The sequence below is a fragment of the Vibrio sp. Y58_MX_L22 genome, from assembly GCF_024181865.1.
GTDB lineage: Bacteria > Pseudomonadota > Gammaproteobacteria > Enterobacterales > Vibrionaceae > Vibrio > Vibrio alginolyticus.
The window spans coordinates 86,553-104,498 of the sequence record NZ_JAMZAN010000011.1 but is presented as its reverse complement, the minus strand read 5'-3'; the positions used below and the strand labels follow the sequence as shown (position 1 = coordinate 104,498).

The 17,946-nt window shown below is 46.9% G+C and carries 12 protein-coding genes; 3 read left to right on the top strand and 9 right to left on the bottom strand.

From position 1 onward, the window contains the following. Positions 1–1,827 (bottom strand): DUF294 nucleotidyltransferase-like domain-containing protein, encoded by a 1,827-nt coding sequence (locus tag NL626_RS20120; RefSeq protein ID WP_158159512.1) that lies wholly within the window; start codon positions 1,825–1,827, stop codon positions 1–3. Positions 1,828–2,060: 233 nt separating this feature from the next. Here NL626_RS20120 and NL626_RS20115 point away from each other — a divergent pair, with 233 nt between their 5' ends. Together NL626_RS20115 and NL626_RS20110 are read left to right on the top strand one after the other, a co-directional pair. Then, a complete protein-coding gene (locus NL626_RS20115; protein WP_053307400.1) occupies positions 2,061–3,248 on the top strand; it encodes a 3-phenylpropionate MFS transporter in 1,188 nt (395 codons plus the stop codon). Positions 3,249–3,383: 135 nt separating this feature from the next. Continuing rightward, the gene (locus NL626_RS20110) at positions 3,384–6,815 is read left to right on the top strand and encodes a PAS-domain containing protein (RefSeq protein ID WP_253657672.1); all 3,432 of its coding nucleotides are present in this window, start codon (positions 3,384–3,386) and stop codon (positions 6,813–6,815) included. A 90-nt stretch (positions 6,816–6,905) separates the two neighbouring features. Here NL626_RS20110 and NL626_RS20105 read toward each other — a convergent pair whose 3' ends face one another. The 5 genes from NL626_RS20105 to NL626_RS20085 all read right to left on the bottom strand — a co-directional run bounded on the left by NL626_RS20105 (position 6,906) and on the right by NL626_RS20085 (position 11,480). Beyond that, entirely contained in the window at positions 6,906–8,291 is a 1,386-nt protein-coding gene (locus tag NL626_RS20105; RefSeq protein WP_176311193.1) for a lyase family protein, read from the bottom strand. Between the two features lie 17 nt (positions 8,292–8,308). Then, a complete protein-coding gene (locus NL626_RS20100; RefSeq protein ID WP_005382370.1) occupies positions 8,309–8,686 on the bottom strand; it encodes a hypothetical protein in 378 nt (125 codons plus the stop codon). Positions 8,687–8,885: 199 nt separating this feature from the next. After that, a complete protein-coding gene (locus NL626_RS20095; protein ID WP_005382371.1) occupies positions 8,886–9,368 on the bottom strand; it encodes a hypothetical protein in 483 nt (160 codons plus the stop codon). Between the two features lie 108 nt (positions 9,369–9,476). Continuing rightward, complete coding sequence (locus tag NL626_RS20090; protein ID WP_005382372.1) at positions 9,477–11,204, bottom strand: sodium:solute symporter family protein; 1,728 nt, start codon at positions 11,202–11,204, stop codon at positions 9,477–9,479. A 12-nt stretch (positions 11,205–11,216) separates the two neighbouring features. Beyond that, complete coding sequence (locus NL626_RS20085; RefSeq protein WP_005382373.1) at positions 11,217–11,480, bottom strand: DUF4212 domain-containing protein; 264 nt, start codon at positions 11,478–11,480, stop codon at positions 11,217–11,219. A gap of 520 nt (positions 11,481–12,000) precedes the next feature. Here NL626_RS20085 and NL626_RS20080 point away from each other — a divergent pair. Further along, complete coding sequence (locus tag NL626_RS20080) at positions 12,001–13,752, top strand: potassium/proton antiporter (protein ID WP_005382374.1); 1,752 nt, start codon at positions 12,001–12,003, stop codon at positions 13,750–13,752. Here NL626_RS20080 and NL626_RS20075 read toward each other — a convergent pair. From NL626_RS20075 to NL626_RS20065, 3 genes are all read right to left on the bottom strand, one after another. Beyond that, on the bottom strand, positions 13,749–14,378 hold the full coding sequence (locus NL626_RS20075; protein WP_005382375.1) for a response regulator transcription factor: 630 nt from the start codon (positions 14,376–14,378) through the stop codon (positions 13,749–13,751). The genes NL626_RS20080 and NL626_RS20075 overlap by 4 nt on opposite strands. Positions 14,379–14,572: 194 nt before the next feature. Then, positions 14,573–16,390 (bottom strand): protein-disulfide reductase DsbD, encoded by a 1,818-nt coding sequence (locus tag NL626_RS20070; protein ID WP_253657671.1) that lies wholly within the window; start codon positions 16,388–16,390, stop codon positions 14,573–14,575. 161 nt (positions 16,391–16,551) lie between these two features. Beyond that, positions 16,552–17,859, bottom strand: a complete 1,308-nt coding sequence (locus tag NL626_RS20065; protein WP_005382378.1) for an anaerobic C4-dicarboxylate transporter — start codon at positions 17,857–17,859, stop codon at positions 16,552–16,554. Positions 17,860–17,946 lie beyond the last annotated feature (87 nt).

Below are 17,946 nucleotides of genomic sequence, written 5' to 3'. Positions count from 1 at the left end.
TTAATCACGAATTTGATAATGGAAGCCTAAAAATTGCTTAAATTTCTTCACCACATGTAAGCTGTGGCGAAGCAAATCACGCTCAGTTCTATCCAGTTGTTTAATATCAATGTTATTCAACGCTTCTTGCTTTTTGAGTTGCTGATTAAGGCGAAGTTTAAAGAACAATTTCAGTGCTTCGTTGAGATTATCTGCCGTTTCAGATTCTAAGATGCGCTTATTTCTCAGAGCTTCAATGCGCTCAAACGTGTTCTTCTCCTCAATGGCATATTCCAAAGACAAGGTGCGAATGCCGTGTACAATTGGGAAAATACCGCCGCGTTTAATGTCCAATCCGTCTTTAGCACTTTTTACGTTGCCAAATAGAGTTAGGGGCACCGAAAACTGCAAGGCAGGGCGAGTAAAGTCAGACAATATCAACATGCGATCTTTCATTGTGTCACGAAGATGCGCCGCAATTGGAGCCAGCAGCTCGCAATTCCCAGCAACAGCATGGGCGTCACTGAAAATGGCTAAGTCCATGATTTGTTGTGGTTCGGCTTTAGCTATCCAGTGGTTTAGGGTGCTTATCCATTCTTGCTGTGTTTTGACCCATTTCGGGTTGTTAACCATCACTTTACCAGGGCAAAGTGGATAACCGAGCTGTTGTAGGGTGTGTGTGAAGGATTGCATCACTTGTTCGCAATGAGGCCATTCCAGGCCATCTTGAATAATCAGGGCATTGTCTTGATCGGTTTTGAGAATTTGCTCTCCTCGGCCTTCAGAGCCGAGTACGATCAAGCAACAATGGTCGTGCAAGGCTGGTGGTATTACTAACTCGAACGCTTTCTCGATAATTTGCTCGTTTACGGCTGAGATCAGCTCCATGATGAAGCGAGTGCGGATGCCGTTTTTCAATAAGCTCTCGACCAATTGACGTTGGCGGTTTGAGGCCAAAGCGAGCTCTTCCACGCTGCTTGCTCGAGCAATACTGAGCGTTAACACGTGAGAGTGGGTTGAGAACGCGCTAAGAATTTGGGTCATATCCAGCATGCCAACGGCTCTGTTGCCTTCACATACCATGAGGCGTTTCATTCTGTTTCTGGTCATTGTGATCATGGCGTTGAATAGAAAGTCACCATCATCAACGTGATAAACAGGAAAGCTCGCGATCTCACCCACTGGTGTGTCGAGCGCGCAACCATCTATCATCACAGAATGCAGCATATTAGTACGAGTCACTATTGCGTACGGGTGGGCTGATGGCCATTTTTCCAATCGTGGATCATCGCCATGGAGTTGAACCAATGCAGCGTCAATCCCATTTTCTTTTAAGGAACGTGTTACCTCGTTAATTGGTGTATTTGGTTCGAGGATCATCGGTGGGTGATAAATGCTGCGGTCAACTTTAGTGAGAATAAACTCCGCTAAGTTTTGCTGTTGATGGGCCGCTTCGATGAGCTCTTGCCGTTTCGATAAATTGTTATCGAAATAGGCTGCAAACTGGCCATTTTCGTTGTAAAGGGCAAGGAAAATTTCTTTCGGCAGTAGGTAAGAGAGCGTGTCCTCAAGCGCGATGTAGTGATGACGTACCTTGTCTTCAAGTAACGAGCGTACATCGAACATATCGTCGTTGGCATAATGTGCGAACACTTCCTGTTGATCGTTGGAGCGCTCTTCTACCGCGCCTTTGATCAGAATATGTAAGTGGGGGTTCTTCTGTCCGCAGGATAAAATAACATCTCGAGCTCGATAGTAGGCGACGTCCAGAGACGATCGCAGTCGCGTTTGTTGTGCTTCAGTTAAGCGATCGAACGGTGGAGATTGCATGTTAAATTTGTCAGGCATGAGAACACCCAATAATGATGGAAGGAACACTCTCTAAGTCTGACAAATTTCTTACCGGAAGCCAGACGACTTTGGTCTAAATTACGATGTTTTCGTTTGAAGATGCCAAATGTCGCAAAGTTAGTATTCCATCGAGGAAACGATAAGTTTCTTATTCTTCCCTTTTTATAATACGCATGGCGATCCATAATTCCCGGCTCGAACGTTGGTGTTCCCGTTTTAGGATATTAGTAATGTTGAAACCTTCTCCGTATGGCTGGATTTCCCAGTACTTTCTCGGATTCTTCTTTGCGTATGGCGTGTATCTGCCATTTTGGTCACTTTGGTTTAAGGATCAGGGCGTATCTTCGACAGATATCGGTTTGCTGGTCGGGTTAGGCCTTGCGACACGTTGTGTTGCCAATATCGTGATCACCCCACGAGTACACAAAGTCGAACATCTTATGCCTGCTTTACGTTGGTTGAGTTTCGCTGCCCTCCTTTTTGTTGGATTTCACTTTTTTACGGGTGGTAGCTTTTGGTTAATGGCACTAGCGACAGTGTTGTTCAATCTTTGTTGTGGACCGATTATTCCGTTGTCGGACGCGATGGCAAATTACTACGCTCGCCTGAAAATGCTCGATTATGGCCGCACGCGGCTATGGGGTTCGATCGCCTTTATCGCAGGCTCGACGGCAGTGGGCTACCTGGTGGCTGAATTTGGCTCCGATATGATCTTGTACACTGCGATGTTCGGCGTGTTTATCTCGTTGCTGTTTGCTATGCGACCGACTAACCCAATGCCTGTAACGCACGGTGGGCAAAGCGCAGAACGTCCAAAGCTGACCGCTCTTTTGACCGACAAGCCGATACTAAAATTCTTAGTGTTGGTGTCACTAATTCAGGGCAGTCATGCGGCTTACTACGGCTTTAGTGCGATTCACTGGAAGGCCGCTGGTCACTCGGAAGATGTCATTGGCTACTTGTGGAGCTTAGGAGTAGCCGCAGAAGTGGCAGTGTTTGCATTGAGTAAGCGCTTATTCGTAGGTTGGTCAATACGCGCGCTGTTTATTGCTGCTGCCGTTGGTGTAATGATGCGTTGGGGTATTACGGCGTCGACAACATCAATTATTGCTTTGGTGGTTGTTCAACTATTGCATGGTGTGACTTTCGCTACCGCGCACATTGCCGCGATCCAATATATCCAAAACTCCGAAGAAAATAAGATCGTAGCGTTGCAAGCGTTGTATAACGCGATTCCGTTGGGCGCATTTATCGCGTTAATGACCGTATTGAGTGGCTGGGGTTATGAGCACTGGGGACCTCTTGTGTTCTGGGGCATGGCCGCGATGGGGTTATTGGCTCTGTTCATCAAGCTTGATTCGCAAGACCCACATCAGGTGGTTGATGTATCAGACAAGCCACTTGAAACACAGAATTAGACTTATGTAACAAAGGTTAAAAACTAAGCTTTGTCTCCGTTATCAAAGCAGTGTTAAATGAAACCTCTCCCTCATGGAGAGGTTTTTTTATTCTCTTGCTTTAAAAGTAGCAAGAAAGGCAAGAAAGGATATCGGATGCAAGGATGGCTGGTGGTTCCCGTTTCTTTAGCGTATTTGGGAGCTTTATTTATCATCGCGTGGTACGGCGATATTCAGAAAAGGTGGCTAGCGCGCTGGCGGCCTTGGATTTATAGCCTTTCCATTGCGGTGTACTGTACATCATGGACCTTCTACGGCACGGTCGGGCAGGCCAGCAGTAATCCTTGGTCTTTCTTGCCCATCTATATTGCTCCCATTTTAGTGTTTACCATCGGATGGCGCGTTTTAGCTCGGCTTATTTTGATTGCTAAACGGGAACACATCACGTCGATTGCTGACTTTATCGGAGCACGCTACGGTAAATCCCAAGGTTTGGCCGTGGTTGTTACGCTCATAGCGGTTGCGGGAATTTTGCCGTACATCGCTTTACAGCTGCGTGGTATCACTATGGGGCTTGAAATTATTGCTCCGGAGCTGGCTACTGATTTTGGTTATCAAAACGGTAGCGTGTCGTGGTTTGTTGTGGTCGCATTGGCGATTTTTACGATGCTATTCGGTACCCGCCACATTGATAACACGGAACACCATCGTGGGATGATGATGGCAATTGCCTTCGAATCCATTATCAAACTGCTGGCTTTTTTAGTGGTTGGTGTCTTCATTGTTTGGTTGGCGATGAACACCGAGAATTTGAGCTTAATTGATGTTGCCGCACAGACGTATCAGTCACCAAATATCCCGACTATATTGATTCATACTGTACTCACGATGCTGGCGATCGTTTGCCTTCCGCGACAATTCCATACGATGGTGGTGGAAAATGAACGTGCTCAAGATTTGCATGTGGCTCGTTGGTTGTTCCCCATTTATCTGATCTTAATGGGGATTTTTGTTTTACCTATTGCGTGGGTAGGGCAAGGTCTCTTGAGTGGCGCTTCGCCTGATACTTATGTCATCAGTGTGCCGATGTCGGTAGGGGCGAGTGAAATCGCCTTGCTTGCGTTTCTAGGCGGTACTTCAGCGGCAAGTGGCATGGTTATCGTATCGACGATTGCCTTAGCGATTATGGTCTCGAATGACTTGGTTATGCCATTGCTATTGCGTCGCATGCGACTGACGCAGCGTAACCATCACCATTTTTCTGAATTATTACTGCGGATCCGCCGTGGTTTGATTTTAGTTTTGTTGATTGGCGCGTGGTGTTTCTATCAAGCGTTGGACACCATTCATTCACTTTCTGCTATCGGCTTTCTCTCGTTCGCGGCTATCACGCAATTCGCTCCTGCGCTGGTTGGCGGTATGTATTGGCGTCAAGGGAATAAGAAAGGTGTGTATGTTGGCCTCGCGGTGGGTTTTGCTACCTGGTTGATTACGTTAATGAGCCAAACAGACATGCTTGCCGGAGACGCCAGTAATAACTTCCTGATCTGGTTGATTACGCCACCAGAGGTATTGGCTAGCTTTGATATCGCGATTTCAGATTGGGGGATGATCCTCAGCGTGGTCGCTAATGCAGTGTGTTTTGTTGTGGTTTCTATGGCTACCCGACCAAGCCTAAGTGAGCGCTTACAATCGGCATCATTCGTTGGTACACCGTTGCCTGAAAGCGAAAATATGAGTCTGTACCAGAGCCGCGTTACGGTTGCAGAACTGGAAATGCTAGCGTCCAGATTTGTAGGACGAACGCGAGTTAAAGCGGCGTTTCAAGCCTACTGGAGCCAGCAACGAGAAGAGTTGATGCCGAATCAACAAGCGCCATCTTCTCTGATTCGGCATACGGAGCGTGTGCTAGCAGGGGTATTTGGAGCATCTTCTGCTAAGTTAGTACTTACTTCCGCTCTGCAAGGAAGAAACATGCAGCTTGAAGAGGTGGCGACTATCGTCGATGAAGCCTCTGAACTGTACGATTTTAGTCGGGGTTTACTCCAAGGCGCGATTGAGCATATTGGACAAGGTATTGCGGTCGTCGATAAGCAACTACGCTTGGTAGCGTGGAACCAACGCTATTTAGAACTCTTTGAATTTCCGCCAGGCCTGATTCAAGTAGGTCGACCGATTGCGGATGTGATTCGGCACAATGCAGAGCAGGGGTTGTGTGGCCCTGGTGACCCTGATGACCACGTCCGTCGCCGTGTTTATCACCTTGAGCAAGGGACTCGGCACACCTCTTCTCGGGTTCGTCCCGATGGTCGCGTGATAGAGGTGCAAGGTAACCCAATGCCAGGTGGTGGCTTTGTGATGAGCTTTACCGACATCACCGTATTCCGTGATGCAGAGCAAGCACTGAAAGACGCCAACGAGACATTGGAAGAAAGGGTACGTCTGCGGACTCGAGAATTAGAACAACTTAACAAGCAGCTGGTGGAAGCGACGCAGCGCTCGGATTTGGAATCGAAGTCCAAATCACGGTTCTTGGCGGCAGTAAGCCATGACTTGATGCAACCGCTCAACGCGGCGCGTCTATTCGCATCTTCACTATCGGAAGTCGCCAAAGACAGCGAAGCCAAAAAGCTGTCAGCACACATTGAAAGTGCTTTAGAGGCTGCCGAAGACTTAATTGGAGATTTGCTGGATATCTCGCGTTTGGAATCGGGCAAGTTGGAAGTCAACGTGCATGGCTTTGCGTTAAATGATGTGTTATCGAATTTGAATGCTGAGTTTAGTGCGTTAGCCAAACAGCAAGGTATAGAGTTCACCATGATTCCGTCCTCACTCATGGTTAAGTCGGATCCCAAACTGCTGCGCCGTGTGGTGCAAAACTTCCTGACCAATGCGTTTCGTTATAACCCGAATGGCAAAGTCGCACTCGGTGTTCGCCGTGTGAAAGGGCGAGTGCGTATTGATGTATGGGATAATGGAGTGGGGATTGAAGAAGAGAAGCAGCAAGAGATTTTTGAAGAGTTTAATCGCGGAACTCAAGTTCGTTCCGACCAAGGTCTCGGGCTTGGTTTGGCGATTTCGAAAGGAATTGCTCAGGTACTTGGGCATGAAATTTCGATGCGCTCTTGGGTTGGAAAAGGCAGTGTTTTTTCCATCACCCTAGATAAAGCTGATCATGTTCAGCCTCATCCAGTTCACGTGGCAATGAGTAAGCAATCTGAACTTGGTCATCTGAGAATCCTTTGTGTCGATAATGAGCCTGACATTCTAGTCGGCATGGAAAACTTACTTTCCCGATGGGGTTGCGATACACGAGTTGCGATTGATTTAGTTGAAAGTCTACAAGCGCTTGAGGATGGTTGGATTCCGGATGTAATTTTCTCCGATTACCGACTTGATGATGGTCGTACTGGTTTAGAAGTGCTACAGCAATGCCGCCTGAGATTAGGCCACAGCTTCGAAGGCGTCATCATCAGTGCAGATCGTACCGATGATATGCTTGATGGCATCAAAGCAAATGGGTTCAGCTTTATTGCTAAGCCAGTTAAGCCGCTTAAGTTGCGTTCGGTGCTCAATCGAGTCGCTTAGGATTGGAGTGTTTGAAAAATCGCTATAAAAGAGACCTCCGAATGGAGGTCTCGATGTTTGTAATCTTAGTTGATAGGCTGAGTTTGCCGTTTATTCTGCGACGCCGCCTTGGGTCAGTTTGGCTGGATTAAGCAATCGCTCTAGTGTGGCTCTATCCAAATCAGTTTCTTCTTCCGCGACATCAATAATCGCGCGTCCCTGTTTGTAGGCTTTTTTCGCGACTTCTGCCGCTTTTAGGTAACCAATGACCGGGTTGAGAGCCGTGACCAAAATTGGGTTTTTGGCGAGTGCTACATCCAAGTTATCTTGGCGAACTTCAAACGTCGCAATGGCTTTGTCAGCTAAAGCGGTTGCGCTGTTAGAGAGTAACTCGACGCTCTCCAATACGTTATGAGCAATAACTGGCAGCATGACGTTAAGCTGGAAGTTGCCCGCTTGGCCTGCGACGGTAATGGTGGTGTCATTACCAATGACTTGCGCTGATGCCATAGCTGCGGCTTCTGGGATCACAGGATTTACTTTGCCAGGCATGATGGAAGAACCCGGTTGCAAGCCTTGTAATTCAATTTCACCTAAACCAGCCAATGGGCCTGAATTCATCCAACGAAGATCGTTTGCGATCTTCATGATCGCAACTGCTGCTGTTTTGAGCTGTCCCGACAGAGCGACGATCGCATCTTGACTGCTTAAATTGAAAAAGAAGTTATCACTGGCCGTGAACTGAATACGAGTTGACTGGGTTAGGTTGCTAGCGAATAAGTCTGCAAAGCGTGGATCAGCATTGATCCCCGTTCCAACCGCCGTACCACCTTGGGCTAAGGCTTTTACAGCAGGAAGAGCTTGTTCAATCGCTTGTTTTGCATGCTCGATTTGGAACTGCCAACCGCCAAGTTCTTGAGCAAAGGTAATTGGCATCGCGTCCATTAAGTGGGTGCGACCGGTTTTTACAACATCTTTCAATGCTTGCTGTTTAGACTCTAGTGTTTGGCTGAGGTGTGACAGGGCCGGGAAGAGCTGTTTTTCGATGGCTAATGCTGCGCTAACTTGAATGGCCGTTGGTACCACATCGTTGCTGCTTTGCCCCATGTTGACGTGATCATTAGGGCTGACAGTGCCGCCTAGATGCTGGGAGGCCAGTGTTGCAATTACTTCATTCGCATTCATATTTGAGCTAGTGCCTGATCCCGTTTGGAACACGTCAATTGGGAATTGCTCAATATGATTGCCTTCGATAATTGCTTGAGCTGCGTCAGCAATCGCGTTGGCAATATCTCCCTCAAGCAGCCCTAGCTGTGCGTTGGTGAGTGCCGCAGTCTGCTTGATGTGTGCTAACGCTTTGATAAAACCAGATGGCATTTTATGTTGACTGAATGAGAAGTTATCGACGGCGCGTTGAGTCTGGGCTTGGTAGAGAGCATCTGCAGGGACCGTTACTTCGCCCATACTGTCAGTTTCTATGCGGAATTCGGTGCTCATGGTAGGGATCCTTTTGGTTAATCGAGTGAGATTTGAATCAGGCGTAATTGTTGTTGTAGTGCGAGAAATTTCACGTCGCCTTGTTCAAACTGGTAGTAATAGCGTTTGAGGCAAAATAATGGCGTATGGATAGAATCAAGACAGACACGACGGAAGATACGACTGCGAGTTGAGTCTTGAATTGCGTCTAGTAAATGGAAATAAACCTGACGTAAAAACAGCTCACACAACAATAGATTTTCTTCATCGGCATCGTGTTCATAACAGGAAGACAACACCATTCCCCAATGAATATAGTCATGAATCACGTCTGGCTCAAAGCCATGTGGTGCGGCGAGAAGGAATCTATCTTGGGCTTTAAAAAATGCGTTAAAGATGTCCCGTTTGTTGTCCATAACCACCTCTTATTAAATGTAATGATAATTATTATCAATTAACTTGTGAGTTGGCAACCCTTTTTAGAGTAAGAGGTTGTTGAAGAAAGACTTACGGAAACAAAAGCCGACGCAAAGGCGTCGGCTGAGTAGGAGTTCATTTATGCTGAGTGAAACTAAGTCACTGTCATTTGAAGACCAGTGAATTAGCTTGTCAGCGTTATTCAGTAAATAAGGTTTCGTACTTCACAAATGCGGTTTGCGTTTCACCATAATACAGTGTGCCGCCTGATTGAATGACGACTCTTAACCAGCTTTCTGCAGATGCAGGCTTTGGTAAGGTGATGTACCAGCTTTGGCCTGCTTGATCGGCGGGCTTCATATCAATCGGTTGAGCGTTTTTCTCTTTGTCACTCACAATAGAAACTTTAACCCCTTCGAGTGGGTAAGCGGCGTTGAGTGACAATTCTAAGTTATTTTTAGTGAGTTTTTCCGAGCGAAATTTCACTTTAAAATCGCCATTTTCCATATCACACAGACCACTGGTGTAACGACAATTAGACTTACTCGCGAGTTTGTAAGTTTCCCCTTCTTGCGCCGCGTGGGGCTTCTCGCTGAGGGCCATATCGGTACCGAAGTAAGCGATCAAAGAGAGAACTGGCGCAATCAGTAGAGCGAGAATAAAGTGCTTGTTTTTGAACATCTTGGCTTCCTTGCAACGACATACTGCGAATATGGTAACTGAAAAGTGAGAATAAAAAAGCCCCGGACGGCAGGTTCCAAACGGGGCTTTTGTGGTTTTGATTAGTTTTTAGTGATCCACTGCGCTACCAGCACCTACTGGTACGCGAACGTGTTCGACTAGGTCTTTTACTTCTTGTGGCGTTTCTGCAGTTACTTTGGATACAGCGAATGCAACAATGAAGTTAAATAGTGCGCCAATAGCACCAAACGCGTTTGGCTCAATACCTAGGAACCAGTTTGTTCCCCAGCTTTCTAGATATTTCCAATCAGCAACGAAAAGAATGCCTTTGTGTTGGAATACGTAGAACAGCGTAATACTGATACCTGCAATCATACCGGCGATTGCGCCTTCTTTGTTGATGCTCTTGCTGAAGATGCCCATCATCAATGCAGGGAAGATGGATGAAGCGGCAAGACCAAAGGCGAGTGCTACTGTACCTGCGGCAAATCCAGGCGGATTTAAACCGAGATAGCCTGCGGCTGCTATCGCTACTGCCATTGATATTCGACTAGCAAGTAGCTCTTTTTTCTCGGATATGTTCGGATTGATAACCCCTTTGATTAAGTCATGGGAAATAGCTGAAGAAATGGCGAGTAGTAAACCTGCTGCGGTAGATAGTGCAGCTGCAAGGCCACCTGCTGCCACAAGTGCAATCACCCAGTTTGGTAGTTTAGCGATCTCTGGGTTAGCCAATACCATGATGTCGTTATCAACGCGCAGTTCGTTGGTGGACGCATCTGAAGTGTATTGGATATTGCCATCGCCATTTTTATCGTCAAAACCGAGTAGTCCAGTTGTTTCCCAGTTTTTGAACCACGCAGGACGCTCGTCATACGCTAGGTGCTGACCCGGAGCTGGATTTACCGTATTCATTAGGTTGAGACGAGCCATCGCTGATACCGCTGGTGCAGTAGTGTAAAGGATTGCGATGAAGATCAGAGCCCAGCCTGCTGATGTACGTGCGTCGCGAACCTTCGGCACGGTAAAGAAACGGATAATTACGTGTGGTAGACCGGCAGTACCAATCATCAGTGACATGGTGTAGACAAACATATTAAGTGTGTCGCCACGTACTTGGGTCGTGTATTCACTGAATCCGAGTTCGGTCACAACTTGGTCAAGCCGATCGAGTAGATAGACATCGGTACCAGCCATGGTACTCCCCAGACCAATTTGTGGGATTGGGTTACCAGTGAGTTGCAGAGAGATAAAGATTGCAGGGATAGTGTAAGCAAGAATGAGTACGCAATATTGAGCAATCTGCGTGTAAGTGATGCCTTTCATGCCGCCAAGAACCGCGTACATGAAAACGATACACATACCAATTAATAGGCCGGTGGAGTAATCCACTTCTAAGAAGCGACCAAACGCAACACCTACGCCTTTCATCTGACCGATAACATAAGTCACTGATGCGATGATAAGACAAACAACCGCTACGATACGTGCTGTGTTGGAGTAAAAGCGTTCACCAACAAACTCTGGCACCGTAAACTTACCAAATTTGCGTAGGTAAGGCGCTAGCAACAGCGCAAGCAGAACGTAGCCACCAGTCCAACCCATTAGAAATACTGAGCCGCCATAGCCCATGAAGGCAATTAAGCCTGCCATTGAGATAAACGACGCTGCGGACATCCAATCGGCTGCGGTTGCCATACCGTTTGCAATCGGGTTTACACCGCCACCAGCAACATAAAACTCTTTGGTTGAGCCGGCGCGAGCCCAAATAGCAATCCCGATGTACAGGATGAACGTGGCGCCAACGACCAGGTAGGTAATAGTTTTCAAATCCATCTGAGTGACTCCTTATTCGTCCACGCCGAATTCACGGTCAATTTGGCGCATCTTCCATGCGTAATAGAAAATAATTCCTAGGAAGGCATAGATGGAGCCTTGTTGAGCAAACCAGAAACCGAGTTTGTAACCGCCTAGTTGAAATTGATTTAGTACGTCGACAAATAAGATGCCGCAGCCGAAAGACACGACGAACCAGATGACCATTAGGCCGATCATGAGCTTCACGTTTTTGTCCCAATAGGCTTTGGCTCTTTCTTCGCTTTCAAATGCCATTGCCGTCTCCTTACGATTGGTATTGTTGTTAATGAAATGTTTCAATGTGTACATTAGCAAGGTGTTGGCAATAACTCTTTTCAACTTTAGTCGGGGTGTTAAAAATGAAGAACCTCCATACTATGGGCTTTTGCAGCGAATAAAGGGGTAAAATGTCATGTTAATAAACTGTTAAGTTAGCCAAAGGTCTAAAGGTTGATTGGATAAACAAGCATGATTAAGACTGGCCATTAATCTTTTCTTCATTGAATTTGGAGATGCTGTGTAAATATTGGTGGTGATCTTGTGGCTCTCAATGAGAGAAGGCGTAGATAAGAAAGATCACAAGTAATTTATTTACATAAAGTTTTCGCATCAAATCACCGTTTTAACGCACAATAAAGTAATATAACTGAGTCATTCTCGTACAACCTCGCATTTTGAGACGGTGTAAAGGGGAGGCAGATTAGGGCATTACCTCATTAACGAAGTAGCCTTGCTCATCACAATTATTATCGTTTTTCATTAAGGGAGGGTGAGAATGGACGCAGACACCATTAACAGTTTTTTTCTAATAGGTGCGTTGTTAATCGCACTTAGCGTTCTTTTAAGCCCAGTGTCTTCTAAGTTGGGAATCCCAATTCTTTTGGTATTTTTAGCCGTTGGAATGCTGGCGGGGGAAGACGGCTTAGGCGGCATCTTATTCGATAACTTTTCGATCGCTTATTTGGTTAGTAACCTCGCATTAGCCATCATTTTGCTTGATGGTGGGATGAGAACGCGGGTCGCCAGCTTTAGGGTTGCGTTATGGCCCTCGGTCTCTTTGGCGACATTTGGCGTTGCGATCACCACCATTTTGACCGGGCTGATGGCAACGTGGTTATTCGACTTAGATTTATTGCAAGGCATATTGGTTGGTGCGATTGTTGGCTCCACCGATGCTGCCGCGGTCTTCTCTCTACTCAAAGGTCGTAGCCTGAACGAACGTGTTGGTTCAACGCTGGAAATTGAATCCGGCACCAATGACCCAATGGCGGTGTTTCTGACCGTAACTCTGATTGCTATTTTAGCGAACCCTGGCGCAGATTTAAGTGCGGGCTTTTTGGCGTTCAGTTTTCTTAAGCAGTTTGGTATCGGCGCGTTACTTGGCTTCGCTGGTGGCTGGATCTTATGGAAAGTTATCAATCGCAATCAATTACCAGATGGGCTGTATTCTATTTTAACGGTCAGTGGTGGCTTGCTTATTTTTGCTTTATCTAACACTTTAGGTGGCAGTGGTATTTTGTCGATTTACCTTGTTGGTCTTTTATTAGGTAACCGTCCAACACGCAGCCGACACTCTATTCTTCATGTTTTAGATGGTATGACGTGGCTAGCTCAAATTGGTATGTTCTTGGTGCTTGGCTTGTTGGTTACACCATCTAATTTACTCTCTATTGCGTTGCCAGGTCTTGCGCTTGCCTTCGGGATGATTTTGTTTGCCCGACCAATCTCAGTTTGGATTGGTTTACTGCCATTCAAGAGTTTCACGCCACGTGAAAAGTGGTTTGTCTCTTGGGTAGGATTGCGTGGCGCTGTACCTATCATCCTCGCGGTATTTCCAATGATGGCAGGGTTGCCAGATGCTCAACTGTACTTCAATTTGGCATTCTTTGTAGTAATGGTGTCTTTGATAGTACAAGGGGGCACGTTGACTAAGGCGATGTCTCTTGCAAAGGTCGAGCTACCTTCTAAGCCTGAGCCAATTTCGCGTACGGGTGTAGAGATTTACCCGACCAGTGAGTGGGAGCTGTTTATCTATAGACTTAAAGCAGATAAATGGTGCATTGGTGAGCCATTACGTAGTCTTTCGATGCCGGAAGGAACGCGTATCGCCGCTGTATTTCGCAGTAAAGAGCTATTGCACCCATCCGGCAGTACGCGCCTTGAGGAAGATGATACCTTGTGTGTATTAGCACAAGAAAAGGATTTAGATGCACTGAGCTTACTGTTTAGTGAAGCCCCAGAGAAAGCGTCGCTAGCGCGATTCTTCGGTGACTTCTTCCTCGATATTGAAGTGAAGCTTGCCGATATTGCCGTGATGTATGGTTTGAATCTGGGGGATGAACCGCTGGATAAAAGTTTGAGAAACCTTGTCGAAGAGCAATTAGGTAGCACGCCAGTATTGGGAGACCATTTCGAGTGGCAAGGTTTGCATTGGATCGTCGCTGATGTTGTTGATCAGCAGGTCACTAAAGTCGGTATCCGATTGCCAAACGAAAAAAGTAAGTCTGACGATAAGACGTCAATCTAGTCGCTCATTTCCGTCAGCATAATCACGGCTTGCGTGCGGTTCTTTACGCCGAGCTTACGGAAAATCGCTGTCATGTGCGCTTTTATGGTGGCTTCTGAAACATTCAATTCGTAAGCGATTTGCTTGTTCAGCAAGCCATCGGACAACATTCCCAACACTTTATATTGCTGTGGTGTTAGCGCAGCAATCTTTTCCGCTAAGTCATTACATGCCGCGTTATTGGTGATCAGCCCTTCAGGGAAATATGGGTCGCCATTCAGCACTTGATTGAGTGCGTTCACTAATTCGCGCATGTCGCTGGACTTGGGAATAAAACCAAATGCACCATGGCTTTTCACCTGCGTCACGATCGCCGGCTCTTCACTCGCTGAAACGACGACGATAGGTAAATCTGGATGCTCTGCTCGCAAATGAATCAAGCCAGACATACCATTTGCTCCTGGCATTTTGAGGTCCAATAGCACTAAATCTGGCTCTTCCTCTCGCTCCAACAAAGCCAGAAGTGCGTCGAGTGAGTCCGCTTCCAGCAAATTTGCACCACTAATAGCCATGTGGATAGATTGAAACAAGGCATTCCGGAAGAGTGGGTGATCATCTGCAATAATGATGGTGTAGGTCGAATCCATGACGTTAAACACTTTTGACTATTTCGTTAAATTTATTATTGTCCAGCTTTGAGAGAGTGGACAATATTTATTCGCTAAAAGTCTGAACCAAATCGACTTTTATTAGGAAAATTGCATATAAACGCAATGTTCTTATTCAAATCTGAGCAATAAAAAACGCCAGTGGACATCACTGGCGTTTGAATATCTGGTTATCAGAACTGCTTGATATGCTCTAAGAAAGGCTCAGCTTGCATAAAGCCCGTCAAACGAGCGTTTGAAACGTGTTCGCCACTGGCATCCCAAAACTCAATTGTTGGTAAACCAAGTACATTCATGTGCTTCAGTAGTTCGATGTCTTGCACTTGGTTTTTGGTCACGTCCGCTTGCAGAAGAACGAAGTCTTGCAGTTTTGCTTCGACGCTTGGGTCATGGAAGGTGTACTTTTCAAACTCTTTACATGCTACACACCAATCGGCGTAGAAATCGAGCATGACGGGTTTACCTGCCGCTTTCGCAAGTGCCAGTTGTTCTTCAAGCTCCGCCACGTTAGCAATGCGAGTAAAGCTAACAGTGGCTTGCTGAGTTTGTGTTGTGTTGTTGCCAAACCAGTAATTTAAGATAGGTTGTGCTGAGGCTAGCAAACCTAAGACGGCGATTATGCCCACGGCACTTTGTTTCCAGCCACCAAACTCTAGACTGTTTTTGATGTGGTATAGCCAACCAAAAGCAGCAATACCCAGTGCTGACCACAGAATCGTTGACCACATTTCTGGCATGATGCGTTCTAGTAAGAAGATAGGTGCGGCAAGCAGAATAAAGCCGAAGAGTGTTTTCACTCGGTCCATCCAACCACCTGCTTTTGGTAGCAGTTTGTTGCCGAAGACTGCAACAAGAATAAGCGGAATACCCATGCCCATCGCCAGCGCGTATAACGCGATACCACCCGTCAGCAAATCGCCGCTTTGTGCCACGTAAAGTAGCGCACCAGACAGAGGTGCCGTGGTACATGGTGAGCACACCAGTCCAGAAATCGCCCCCATGGCGAATACGCCTGCACTGCTGCCGCCTTGCTGTTTGTTGCTGAGGTTGTTTAACCACGTTTGAACGTTGCTTGGTAGCTGTAATGAGTACAGACCAAACATAGACAAAGCGAGTGCGATGAACAGTACGCTCAAGCCAGTCAGCACATAAGGGTGTTGCATTGCCGCTTGGAACTGCATACCTGCAGATGCCACCACAAGGCCGAGTAGGGTGTAAGTCAGCGCCATGCCTTGCACGTAGACGAATGACAAGCCTAGCGCGCGGCGTTGGCTTAGTTTGCCACTGCCAAGCACTATGCTGGTCAGAATTGGGTACATCGGCAGCACACAAGGTGTAAACGCCAAGCCCACACCAAGCGCCAAGAACAGAAGTGGTGTCCACCAGTTATCAGCAAGGTTGGCTGCAAGGCTATCTTGCTGTGTTACTGGCGCTGATGATGTGTCACCAGACGTAGATGATTGCGCCGCTGGTGCCTGTTCTGCTTTTGGTGCAGTTGTCGCCGTTGTTGAATCTGAGTTCGACGAAGTAAACGCGCTGATAGGAATCACGCGAGTTTCTGGCGGGTAACAGAAGCCTGCTTTCGCACAACCTTGGTATTGCACGACTACGCGCGCACCGTCTTGCCAATCATGCATTGGTACATTAACGAAGAGAGGTTGAGTATAGATATGCACGTCACCAAAGAATTCATCTTTATGCGGTGTGCCGTCTTCCATTTGCAGTTCGCCTAGCGATACTTTCTCACCAGCTACAGACAAGCGCTCTTGATATAGGTAGTACCCGTCACGTACCTGCCAATCGAGCATCAATTTGTCATCTTGCTGGTAGAAGTTAAATGGAAACGCCTGATCAACAGGAACAAAACTGTCGCTGCTGGTACCAAAACTGTTGTTCTGGCTACTGTTAAACTGGTCTTTGCCAAATAAAGCTAAAGACGGAGTGGAAAAGGTAATGAGCCCTAAGAGTAAAACGGAAAGTAATGCGCGCATAAAAGAGTCAATTCATCTTAGATAATTGCCGTTAGTGTAACTCAATCAGACCCGGAGGCGAGTCAATAAGTTTCATGAAAATGAAGATTTATTGAGCATAAATCAAGACAACAGGGAATAAAAAAGGGAGCCGAAGCTCCCCGAGTAAGACTCTGTTTCTACTAGATCAGTAGACCACCGAATGCGAAGCCAAGTGCTACCGCAGAAGCGATGGTTACCACACCAGGTACAAAGAATGGGTGGTTGAATACGTACTTACCGATACGAGTTGAACCCGTGTCGTCCATCTCAACCGCTGCTAGAAGCGTTGGGTAAGTTGGCAGCACGAATAGCGCACTTACTGCTGCGAAAGATGCAACTGCGGTAAGTGGTGCCACACCGATTGCTAGTGCTGCTGGCATCAGCGCAACAGTAGTTGCACCTTGCGAGTAAAGCAGCATTGAAGCGAAGAATAGAACAAGTGCTAGCATCCATGGGTAGTCTGCTAGTAGCGCACCAGCCACTTCTTTGATGCCGTCAACGTGCGCGTTAACGAACGTAGAACCTAGCCATGCCACACCAAGAACACACACACACGCTGTCATACCAGAGCGGAATGTTGCTGCGGCTGGGATTTTGCCAGCATCGATTTTACAGCTCATTACGATAGCTGCCGCAGCTGCTAGCATTACCGTCATGATAGCTTCGTTACGGCCTAGAGCAGGGTTCTCGATAAGACCCACAGAGCCAGAAATTGCTGCTGCGTAACATACTACGAATGCGATTGCGCCTAGGAAGATGAATGTCGCTTTCTTCGCTGTTGGTAGGATTTCGCGTTTTGCTTCTGTATTTAGCTTGATTAAGCCTTTTTCTAGACGCTCTTGGTATTCAGCATCGTCTTTTAGCTCACAGCCCATGAAGTTCGCCACGAACGCACCGATCATGCACGCGATGAACGTCGTTGGGATACAGATTGCTAGTAGTGTTAGGTAGTCAACGCCAAATGGGTGCAGCATTGCCGCGAACGCTACAACAGCCGCTGAGATTGGTGATGCGGTGATAGCGATTTGCGATGCTACGACCGCGATAGACAGTGGACGAGAAGGGCGCACGCCTTGGCCTTTCGCTACTTCTGCAATCACTGGCAAAGTAGAGAATGCCGTGTGGCCAGTACCCGCCATTAATGTCATTAGGTAAGTTACGATAGGCGCATAAAAGGTGATGCGCTCAGGATGCTTGCGCAAAAAGTTTTCAGCAACTTGCACCATCCAGTCTAAACCACCAGCTACTTGCATTGCTGCGATAGCGGTGATTACAGACATGATGATCAAAATTACGTCAACGGGAATGTAAGCTTGGCTTGTTGGTACGCCCAAGATCAAAGACAACGCAATGACCCCAGCACCACCGGCAAAACCAATGCCGATACCACCGATTCTTGCCCCCAAATAGATGAAGAGCAGAACCACGAAGAGTTCGACCATGACCATATTGATACCTCTTTAGTTTTTTATTTGATTCTGATTTTTTGAACACTCAGGAACAGGAGTAAATGCTCAGAGAATGAGAACCTAGTG

What these genes read in the sequence shown, in the direction of transcription:
- NL626_RS20115 (WP_053307400.1), top strand. Translation starts at nt 2,061, where the DNA reads ATGTTGAAACCTTCTCCGTATGGCTGGATTTCCCAGTACTTTCTCGGA.
- NL626_RS20080 (WP_005382374.1), top strand. Translation starts at nt 12,001, where the DNA reads ATGGACGCAGACACCATTAACAGTTTTTTTCTAATAGGTGCGTTGTTA.
- NL626_RS20085 (WP_005382373.1), bottom strand. Translation starts at nt 11,480, where the DNA reads ATGGCATTTGAAAGCGAAGAAAGAGCCAAAGCCTATTGGGACAAAAAC.
- NL626_RS20070 (WP_253657671.1), bottom strand. Translation starts at nt 16,390, where the DNA reads ATGCGCGCATTACTTTCCGTTTTACTCTTAGGGCTCATTACCTTTTCC.
- NL626_RS20075 (WP_005382375.1), bottom strand. Translation starts at nt 14,378, where the DNA reads ATGGATTCGACCTACACCATCATTATTGCAGATGATCACCCACTCTTC.
- NL626_RS20065 (WP_005382378.1), bottom strand. Translation starts at nt 17,859, where the DNA reads ATGGTCATGGTCGAACTCTTCGTGGTTCTGCTCTTCATCTATTTGGGG.
- NL626_RS20100 (WP_005382370.1), bottom strand. Translation starts at nt 8,686, where the DNA reads ATGGACAACAAACGGGACATCTTTAACGCATTTTTTAAAGCCCAAGAT.
- NL626_RS20090 (WP_005382372.1), bottom strand. Translation starts at nt 11,204, where the DNA reads ATGGATTTGAAAACTATTACCTACCTGGTCGTTGGCGCCACGTTCATC.
- NL626_RS20110 (WP_253657672.1), top strand. Translation starts at nt 3,384, where the DNA reads ATGCAAGGATGGCTGGTGGTTCCCGTTTCTTTAGCGTATTTGGGAGCT.
- NL626_RS20095 (WP_005382371.1), bottom strand. Translation starts at nt 9,368, where the DNA reads ATGTTCAAAAACAAGCACTTTATTCTCGCTCTACTGATTGCGCCAGTT.
- NL626_RS20120 (WP_158159512.1), bottom strand. Translation starts at nt 1,827, where the DNA reads ATGCCTGACAAATTTAACATGCAATCTCCACCGTTCGATCGCTTAACT.
- NL626_RS20105 (WP_176311193.1), bottom strand. Translation starts at nt 8,291, where the DNA reads ATGAGCACCGAATTCCGCATAGAAACTGACAGTATGGGCGAAGTAACG.